This window comes from Frankia sp. CcMO1, assembly GCF_977945845.1.
This window is the reverse complement of record NZ_CDWTMG010000060.1, coordinates 13,388-22,231: the sequence shown is the minus strand read 5'-3', so window position 1 is coordinate 22,231 and position 8,844 is coordinate 13,388. Positions and strand designations below refer to the sequence as shown.

Below are 8,844 nucleotides of genomic sequence, written 5' to 3'. Positions count from 1 at the left end.
GCTCGTCGCCGACGTCCTGGACCGGGTCGACGAGTTCGCTGACTTCGACCCACGAAGGCACTACGCGCTCACGGTGACGCCCGCGGAGCTGACCGAGGTGGAACGCAACGCTGCCCGCGCCGGCGACGTCGACCTCGACCTGCCGTGACCGGGACGACGACTCCAGCATTCGGATGCGCAACGACCTCACCCTTGAGATGTGGAGAGCCGGGACCGCCGACGCAGCCGCCCGCCTGTGTCTGCCAGACATCGACGAACGCGCCCTGGCCGGCCTGAAGTTCAACGAAGCACTCCCCGAACGCCTCGCCACCGCGACTCTCGCGGCTCGGCTGGCCGACCTGCCGGGCGCCCTGAGCGTTCTGGCGGAGCGCACACGCATGATCGTCAACGAGGGGTGAGCGCCTCGGAAGTACGCCGGCGTGTCGGGCCGGTAGGTGAGGCAGGCACCCGTCTTACGTGCCGGTCTCCTCGTCGAGTCGACGGAGCTCGCCGTCCCGACGACAGCACCACCAGCCGGCACGTGGAATCCGCGCCACCCGAGCGACATCGCCCACATCGTCACGCCTACCAAGCGCCAGCACGCCACCGGCGCTCCTCAACGGGCCCGATCACGCTCTCCCGAACCGGCGTGAATCATCGAGGCCAGGGCCAGAGGGCCGGAACGGTGGGTGCGGAGGCTCGATCCGCACGACGGGCACGACGGTCGGAGAGGCATGCGGGAAGAACCGGCCGTACTACTGTGGTTACACGCACGCGGTGCTGCGGCGACCAAGGAAAGGGTGTCTTCCGGCAATGGCACGGTACAACGTGATGACCGCCATCCCTTACGTCAATGGCAGGCCCCACGTTGGGCATGCGCTGGAATTGGTCGAAGCGGATGTTCTGGCGAGGCGCCGGCGGCAGCGTGGCGACGAGGTGAGGTTTCAGACCGGTACCGACGACAACGCGCTGAAGAACGTTCAGGGAGCACAGGCCGAGGGGATCTCCACTGCCCAGTACGTTGAGCGCGTTGCGGAGCGTTTCGCCGGGCTGCGGGATGCTCTCGATCTGTCGTTCGACGACTTCATCAGGACAAGTTCCGATCCTCGCCACAGGCCGGGCGTAGAGAAGCTATGGGCGGCGTGCGCAGCCAATGGCGATCTCTATCGGAAGAGCTATTCCGGCTTGTACTGCATAGGATGTGAACAGTTCTACACTCCCCAAGAGCTGACGGCGGACGGCCTGTGCCCCGAACACGGGACGACGCCCGAGCTCGTGGAAGAGAACAACTGGTTCTTCAGACTGAGCAACTACCAAGACCGTCTCGCCGACCTCATCGCAAGCGACCGTCTCAAGGTCGAACCCGTGACCCGCAAGCGCGAAGTCCTGTCCTTCATCGAAGCCGGGTTAGAGGACTTCAGCGTCTCGCGCAGCATGGATCGCGCGCACGGGTGGGGCATCCCGGTGCCGGGAGATGCCGAGCAGGTCATCTACGTCTGGTTCGACGCGCTGGCGAACTACATCACCGCTCCCGGCTACGGCAGCGACGAGGCGACCTACCAGCACTGGTGGAGCGAAAGCGACGAGCGAGTCCATGTCATCGGCAAGGGAATCATCCGGTTCCATGCGGTCTACTGGCCCGCGATGCTGTTGTCGGCTGGAATCAGGCTTCCCGACAGCATCTTCGTCCACGAGTACCTCACGGCATCGGGCGAGAAGATCAGTAAGTCGGCTGGGAACGCGGATGATCCCGCCGACATCGTCGCGCAGTACGGCACCGACGCGCTTCGCTGGTGGATGCTGAGCGAAGTCGCACGCTCAGGAGATACCGACTACACCGCCGAGCGGATGGTGAACCGCGCCAACGAGGACCTCGCGAACAACATCGGTAATCTCGTGAACCGGTCGATTTCGATGGTGAACCGGTATCGGGCCGGGACAGTTCAGCCGGTCGCTGCCGAACTGCCAACGGCACACGCTCTGCGCCGAGCACGGCAATCCGCCGCCGAGACGATCGACGCCGCGCTTGCGGAGTTCGACTTCCGCCGTGCTGTGGAAGCGGTCACCGCCATCGGCGACGAGGGCAACCGGTTCATCGAGGACGTCGCACCGTGGGCGATGGCCAAGGCCGAACGTGCCTCCGGCGCCCCGGGCGAGGATCTCGACGCCGTCCTGTCGGAACTGATCGCCACGTGCCTGGACATCGCCGAGAGTCTGCGGCCCTTCCTGCCGGCCGCCGCAGAGCGCATCATCTCTCAGTGCGGCGACGCCGGGCATGAGGGCGGCACGGTCGCTTCACCGACGCCGACGTTCCCGCGACTCGAGCTGGCCCGCTGACAGAGCCCTCTTCGTCTGCGGATCAGGACCAGCAGGCGACCTCGCCGTTGGCGTGGATGCCGAGGTGGGCTTGCATCATGATCCGGCGTCCGGGGCCTGAGCAGGCGTTGACGCGGTGGATGTTTCGGGCGGGGAACAGCATGAGGTCGCCGGCGCGCGGGGCGATGCCGACGAAGGAGTCTCCGGCGACCGCATGTGGTGCCAGGCCGTAGCCCAGCCGCAGGGGTGCGTCCTCGGGCCGGTACTCCCGTTCGTAGACGGTGACGTCGCCTCCTTGCTGGGGCATGTCGAGGAAGACGTAGAGGCTGAGTTGGTGGGGCGTGTCGGAGAAGCTGAAGCCGGGTGTCTCTTCGCGGGCATCGTCGGTGTGAAGCCGTGAGCGGCCGTGGACGTCGCGGATCACTCCGGCGTAGCAGAGCCCGTGGCCCGGCTCGTCGGCGATCGAGGCCGTCGCGTTCGTGACCCGGCTGATGGTCTCCAGGACGTCGTCGATGACGTCGCCGCCCTCGACGAAGGTGTCTCGCCGGGCCGCGTCGAACTCGGCGGCGCGGTCGAAGTACTCGTGGGCGGTGCCGCGGACCGCGTGCTCGTAGAGGGTGCGGCCGAGGCGCCGGCTGACCGGCGGAAGGTCTTCGGGTCCGCGGCCGGCGCGTAGGTCGAGGTTGATCTGCCGGTGGGCCTCGGGGTCGAGCCCACCGCACTCGTCCATCGGGTCGTAAACGGCGAAGTGACCACCGTTGTCGAGACGCTTCAGCGCAGCCCGGCGACGGTCGGCCGGAAGGAAGTCGGGCACGCGCAGAATGCCGGTCCGGCCGTTGAGGAGATCGTCCCAATGCGCTCCGGTCAAACGGTCGGAGACCGCCGCTGCGAAGGCTCTCGACGACATCATCGGGGGCCTCCCGCCGCGATGTCGTGCACGGTCTCGGACGCCGCTGCGTCGCCACCGCGTGCGTCCGGCGCGAGGGCCGTCAGGTAGTCCTCCGGCAGGTGGTAGAAGCAGCCCGGCCGCCAGGACCATCCGCCGAGATCGCCGAACAGCAGCCGTTGGCGAGGTGAGCCGTGCTCGACCACCTTGGGCGGGGTTCTTTCGTAGTCGTAGGCGCGCACGAACGGCTTGGCGTAGGAAAGGATCACGCTGCGCCGGGGCTGCGGTGAGACGTTCGTGGTCACGCCGTGCCACAGGGAGTGGATGAACACCACGGCGTCCCCGGCCCGCGCCAGCACTTGCCGTCGGATGTCAGTGGGGATGTCCTGTCCCAGCGGACCGGCGATCTGGGATCGGGTCGGGTTGTCCGGCGACCACGGGTAGCGGCGCTGGTGGGAGCCGGGGACACAGGTGAAGTTCCCCATACCCGGGTGCGGGAGGTCGGTGAGGCAGACCTGGCCGGACACCATCACCGGTGAGGCGTCCATGCTCTCCAAGATGTCGGCCATCGAGCCGGCGTCGGTGTGCAGGAACGGGGAGTCCAGGCATCCCGGCGGCAGGACGATCATCTGTGTCTTCGTGACCATGAGATCGGGACCGATGAAGCCGTGCACGACGTCGTAGATCGGCTCGGAGTCGACCAGGGGCAGGACCCGTTCGTCCAGCCCTGCCACGTTCCACTTCCGGAAGCCCTGCAACTCGCGGGGCTCGGTGAACGCGTCCTGCCAGATGTCCGGAACGACCGTGGCCGTCTCCTCGCCCAGGGAGTAGTTCTGGACCTCCCCGGCGAGGAACTGGTCGTGCCAGCCCTTCACCATCTGGTCGAGCCGCGTCAGCAGGTCGTCGTCGACGGCCCGCCGCAGCATCACCACACCGTCCCTGCGTAGTGCCTGCACGGCCTCGGCCGTGCTGACTTGCTCGGCGTCGAACTCGGTGATGTCTGCGACGGGTACGTCTGTCATGACGTCAGGCGGTGCGCTCGGCGGTCGGGCGCAGGGACAGCTCCTGCCAGTGGCTCGAGGCCCGCAGCCTCACCTCGGTCGCCGATGTGCGCTGGCAGTCCTGGTCGCTCAGGTCGCGCACTGCGGGGGTGACCATGACGTCGCGGTCGAAGCGGTAGGGGACGAGGGTGAGCCCTTCGAGCAGTTGACCGTCCGCCAGCTCGACCGCGTACCGGGCCAGCCCGGTGGCCGTGCCCGGCCCCTCGGGCATGAGGGTCTCCCGCCCGACGACGGCGGCCACGTCGGCAGGCAGACGGGAGAAGCCAGTCATAGAGTTGGTGACGACGATGCGGTCGTCGGTGACCGTCATGGTGGTCAGCGCCTCCAAGTGCACGACGAGTTCGCCGCTCACGTCGGTGATGTCGACCAGACGACGGGGCCGGACGAACAGGGTGCGCTCGACCGCCTGCCGGAGGCTCATCTCCACCCGCGGCACCGCCGTGTACCCGGCGAGGGTGAAGTTGCACATGAACTGCGACAGGGCGGGGTCAAACCCGTCCGGGAACTGCGGCGACGCTGTCAGCAGCAGCTCGGTCGCGCCGCTGGTCAGGTCAGCGCTGCCGAGTCCGGCGAGCGTGAACGACTCGCCGTTGACGTCCGCATGCATGCTCCACTCAACGGCGGTGACTTCTGGCATGGCAACTCCTCGAATGTGACTGAAATGGTTGTGTGCGTGACGGTACGCGATGGGTGAATAGCAAACAAGAGCCGCGAACCGTGACATCGCGCCTAGGTGTGACTTGGAGAGGGTTGGGATGCGCGAGCCGCCACGTTGGCCGCGCGGTCTATCTGCATCGTCCTGGGTCTGGTGGGAGGAACGTGCGGGCCCTTGCAAGCACGGGGCAGCGGCGGAATCGTCCGCAGACGGCGCAGCGACCGTGGCTGTCCGGGGCGTGTTCCTCGTAGAGCCGCAGTGTTGAGCCGAGAAATCGGAGGGCGAGTTCCCCGGTCGCGCGATCATCGAGTTGCGCGATCAGCCGGGCGGACAGCGTGCGTAGTTCGCTCACCAGGTGCACGTGAACCTCGACGGTCGCCGTTCCGCGGTGGCGAGGGCCGAGGCGGCGTGGCGGCATGACATCACTGCTCGCGGGCATTGGCGCGGACGATGTCGTGCAGCGTGATGAGACGCGCTTTCGTGATCTGTGCGAGAGCTGCCATGGCGTGATGGCTGACACCGGCGACGAGCACCGTGACCGCGTCGCGATGCTCGATCTCCAGAACCAGCCTGCGGACCGTCACGCGCTCGTCGTAGCTCTCGTGCCCGACGAGGATGCATCCGACTTCGTACCGCTGGTGGTGGGCGTATGCGTGGATGCAGTCGCGGAGGAGGGCGACCGTCGCTGCTGGCGTGGCAGGCCGCAGGTGAATGTAGGCCAGCAGGACGCGCGGCGCGTTCGTCGGATGCCAATCGGCTCCGACGGCGGAGCTGAATGCGTCCGTCATCCCGCACTCCGTGGCGGCGTGGTCGGCTGGCTGAGGAGCGCGGCAGTCAGTCCACCGTCGGCGGCGACGTCCCGGGGTCTTGTCGGCGGGCTGAGGGGCACGGTCGTCCCGGTCATCGTTCCGGCGTAGCAGGGCCACACCGCGCCGCAGCATGTGCAGAATCCGCCCGCCGGCCGGTGCTCGCGGCGCGCGTCGACGGTCAGCAGGGCGCGTCTCCTTCTGGGCATGTCAGATGGCCGCACGCAGCTTGGCGGCGACCTGCGCCGGGACCGGGAAGGGCGAGGAGGCGCCCAGAGCGATGCTGAGCGTTCTACGCCGCATGACGAACCGGATGTCACCGGCCCGGCAGTCGCGTTCTGGCTCGGCCAGCCAGCGGCCGAGATCCTCACGCCGAAAGAGAGCCAGCCGACGACCGGAGTAGCGAACGGCGACGTGGTTCCTCTCGATGACCAGTTCGAGCCGGCCGATGAAGGTCCCACTGTCTGACCGGACGTCGAAGGTGATCTCGCCCGTCCAGGGTTCGCGCTCTTCTGTGAGGACTTCTGGACGCCGCACGCGTCGACCCATAGCCGGAGGCTCCCTGCATCGCTGACCGATTCCGCTGCATCTGTCAGCAACCCTTACCCTGCGTACCTCGTGGTTCAACTCCTCATCTTGGAACACTCACGAAGCTGTTTGCACGGCATGATGGATCGTGACGGGCGCGGTCCGTGATCGCGTTACAAGGTGGAACACTGCGGAGGTGACCATGACCGGAGGCGGCTCTGTCGTCGTGCGCCGGCAGCTCGGTTCAAGGCTGCGGTCCCTGCGACTGGCAGCAGGCAAGGACGTCGCCGACGTCACTGCGGCTGGCCTCGGCTCCAAAGCCAAGATCAGCCGTATCGAGACCGGCAAGGGCCCGGTCAAGGTCGCCGACATCCGAGCGCTGTGCTGGCTCTACGGAGCCGACCAGGCAACTACGGATGCGCTGGCCGCGCTCGCCCCCGGCACGCAGTCTGAAGGCTGGTGGGAGGAGTACGGCGCCGCCGTGTTGCCGGACTGGTTCGGCCTCTACGTCGGATTGGAGGCCACTGCGTCTCGACTACGGTGCTTCGAACCCGAGCTGGTGCACGGGCTCGTCCAAACACCCGACTACGCCCGTGCCGTGATCGGCGCCGACGATCGGCTCGAAGAGACGGTCGTGGAACACCGCGTCCGCTTCCGCATGGAGCGCCAGGAGAACGTCTTCGGCTCCGACCCGCTGCCCGCCGTCAGCATCATCCTCGGCCAGGGCACCGTCAGCCTCGTGGCGGGCTCGACGGAGACCATGGCCGCGCAACTCTCACACCTGCGTGAGACGGCCGAACGCCCCAACGTCGACATCAGGATCGTGCCATTCGCGGCGGGCGCCTACCCCAAGCGCGGCAGCTTCGCCCTCCTGGAGTTCGACGACGACGAGGACCCCTCCGTCGCCTACGTCGACGTGCCCATGGGCGCCCGATACTTCGAGAGGCCCACCCAGTTCGCCGAGTACGAGTACGTCTACCGGGTCCTCGAAGCCAAGTCAGTACCGATCAAGGAATGGACGTCATGACCACCACGCCCGACACCCCCTGGACCAAGGCCACCGCCAGCGGCGACCAGGGATCGTGCATCGAGCTTCGCCGCCACGACGGCATGATCGAACTGCGTGACACCAAGGACCACGGCACCGGAGCGACCCTCCGCTTCCGCAGCGACGAACTCGCAGCCTTCCTCGACGGCGCCCGCAAGGGCGAGTTCGATCACCTCGTGTGACGCCGAGACCGTCGGACGACGGCTATCCCCGACGTCCCTGGCGGAGCCACGCCCTGACCTACCCACGGATCTGTCAGGAGAGCCCGACATGCGAGTCACCTTGCCGTGTCAGGATCGTCGCGAGGGTCCGTGGTGCGGGTCCGGCACAGCCGGTCTAGGGTCAGGGCGGAGTTCCGAGCAGGGCGGCCAACTCCCGGTCAGGACTGACGTGCTTGCCGTACAGCGGGCTGCACGGGGTGCGTGACAGTCGAAGGGCAAGTGCGAGCAGGTCGGGGTCTGGAACGCCGTCACGAAACGCGTCGGCCAGATGGCTGAACTCGACCATGACGCCGACCACGCTGCGGTTCACCGTCTTCGCCACCTGGTAGTCGCGCATGCCTTCACCCTCCCGGGCGACGAATGACGGTGCGACGCCGTGCGCGGACAGCGCCAAGGCCAGGGCCTGTGGGAACCGGGCCATCACCGAGGCCGCCGGCGCCAACGGCGCCAGCACCGGCAGCAGGGTCGTCTCATTGACGAACAACGCCACCGGCCGCCGCCACGGCAGTACCGTGCCGTACCAGTTCCCCAGCGCGGTGGTAGGTCTCGCGAGGGAGTCTGCATCGATCGGCGTCGGCACAGGCCGGCCCAGTCGAGTCAGCAGCTTCTGCGTCGCATGGAGGGTGAACACGGCCCCATCCTTACCCAGGCCGGCGGCTCGCCCCAGAACGGTGCCCTGGCGGGCCCTGCCTCGGGAAGCAGTCGCGCACGCCGATGTCACGCGGCGCCGACGTGCCGATCGACCATCACGACGGGGGACTGGACACCCCGTTCGGGATCAGAGCGTCGGCACACCGATGACGTACTGGTAGTTGCCGGGGCCGACGGTGCCTTCCAAGGTCGCGATCACCTGGCGGGCGTCGTCGTGCGGACCCGCGACGTACCAGGGTGTGCCGTCGCGGCCGAAGCGGATCGGGCACGGGCCGGGGGCCGGGCCGAGGAAGGGCAGGACGTCGGGGAAGTCGTGGTGTGGCTCGAAGCGCAGGGATGCGGCGTACGCCGCGGCGCCGTGGACGACGTGCTGGGCCAGTTCAAGGGGCACCGACCGGGCAGGTCGGGGAATCCGCCGAAGAACCTGCGGGTGCGGTCGTGGATGGCGCTGGAGCTGACGGTCAGCGGGCCGAGGGTGTTCTTCACTCCGAGGCAGTAGACGTCCACGAGGAACCCGCACAGGCTGACCCTGCTGGACCGGTCGGCGCGGGCCACCATCATGGCGGCCAGGCCGCTGGTGCCGGGGTCACCGGTCGCTTCCGGGTCGGTGGCCGCCCAGACCGGCGGCGCGTCGTCCAGGCCCAGACCGGCGCTCCAGCCCGGGCTGATCCAGCATCCGACCAGTTCGCGGGC

At 67.9% G+C, this 8,844-nt stretch carries 11 protein-coding genes; 4 read left to right on the top strand and 7 right to left on the bottom strand.

The window, feature by feature from the left end; genetic code table 11:
- Positions 1–173 precede the first annotated feature (173 nt).
- On the top strand, positions 174–398 hold the full coding sequence (locus AC08OU_RS10265) for a hypothetical protein (protein WP_476604772.1): 225 nt from the start codon (positions 174–176) through the stop codon (positions 396–398).
- A 412-nt stretch (positions 399–810) separates the two neighbouring features.
- Positions 811–2,316 (top strand): methionine--tRNA ligase, encoded by a 1,506-nt coding sequence (locus AC08OU_RS10260; protein WP_476604773.1) that lies wholly within the window; start codon positions 811–813, stop codon positions 2,314–2,316.
- Between the two features lie 22 nt (positions 2,317–2,338).
- On the opposite strand, the gene AC08OU_RS10255 is transcribed toward AC08OU_RS10260, so the two are convergent.
- The 5 genes from AC08OU_RS10255 to AC08OU_RS10235 all read right to left on the bottom strand — a co-directional run bounded on the left by AC08OU_RS10255 (position 2,339) and on the right by AC08OU_RS10235 (position 6,240).
- Entirely contained in the window at positions 2,339–3,205 is an 867-nt protein-coding gene (locus tag AC08OU_RS10255; protein ID WP_476604771.1) for a 2OG-Fe(II)-dependent halogenase WelO5 family protein, read from the bottom strand.
- Positions 3,202–4,203: a phytanoyl-CoA dioxygenase family protein gene (locus AC08OU_RS10250; RefSeq protein ID WP_476604770.1), complete on the bottom strand. Its 1,002-nt coding sequence runs from the start codon at positions 4,201–4,203 to the stop codon at positions 3,202–3,204. Before AC08OU_RS10250 ends, AC08OU_RS10255 begins: the two co-directional genes overlap by 4 nt.
- A gap of 4 nt (positions 4,204–4,207) precedes the next feature.
- Positions 4,208–4,879: a hypothetical protein gene (locus AC08OU_RS10245; RefSeq protein WP_476604769.1), complete on the bottom strand. Its 672-nt coding sequence runs from the start codon at positions 4,877–4,879 to the stop codon at positions 4,208–4,210.
- A 440-nt stretch (positions 4,880–5,319) separates the two neighbouring features.
- Complete coding sequence (locus tag AC08OU_RS10240; protein ID WP_476604768.1) at positions 5,320–5,685, bottom strand: hypothetical protein; 366 nt, start codon at positions 5,683–5,685, stop codon at positions 5,320–5,322.
- 228 nt (positions 5,686–5,913) lie between these two features.
- Positions 5,914–6,240, bottom strand: a complete 327-nt coding sequence (locus tag AC08OU_RS10235) for a hypothetical protein (protein WP_476604767.1) — start codon at positions 6,238–6,240, stop codon at positions 5,914–5,916.
- A gap of 193 nt (positions 6,241–6,433) precedes the next feature.
- Here AC08OU_RS10235 and AC08OU_RS10230 point away from each other — a divergent pair, with 193 nt between their 5' ends.
- Both AC08OU_RS10230 and AC08OU_RS10225 read left to right on the top strand, forming a co-directional pair.
- Positions 6,434–7,258 (top strand): helix-turn-helix domain-containing protein, encoded by an 825-nt coding sequence (locus tag AC08OU_RS10230; RefSeq protein ID WP_476604766.1) that lies wholly within the window; start codon positions 6,434–6,436, stop codon positions 7,256–7,258.
- Positions 7,255–7,461: a DUF397 domain-containing protein gene (locus AC08OU_RS10225; RefSeq protein ID WP_476604765.1), complete on the top strand. Its 207-nt coding sequence runs from the start codon at positions 7,255–7,257 to the stop codon at positions 7,459–7,461. The genes AC08OU_RS10230 and AC08OU_RS10225 overlap by 4 nt, the downstream gene beginning before the upstream one ends.
- A 160-nt stretch (positions 7,462–7,621) precedes the next feature.
- Here the strand turns inward: AC08OU_RS10225 and AC08OU_RS10220 are convergent, their stop codons facing one another.
- Together AC08OU_RS10220 and AC08OU_RS10215 are read right to left on the bottom strand one after the other, a co-directional pair.
- Positions 7,622–8,131, bottom strand: coding sequence for a DUF6933 domain-containing protein (locus AC08OU_RS10220; RefSeq protein WP_476604764.1), 510 nt, complete (start codon positions 8,129–8,131; stop codon positions 7,622–7,624).
- Between the two features lie 147 nt (positions 8,132–8,278).
- Positions 8,279–8,542: a hypothetical protein gene (locus tag AC08OU_RS10215; protein WP_476604763.1), complete on the bottom strand. Its 264-nt coding sequence runs from the start codon at positions 8,540–8,542 to the stop codon at positions 8,279–8,281.
- Positions 8,543–8,844 lie beyond the last annotated feature (302 nt).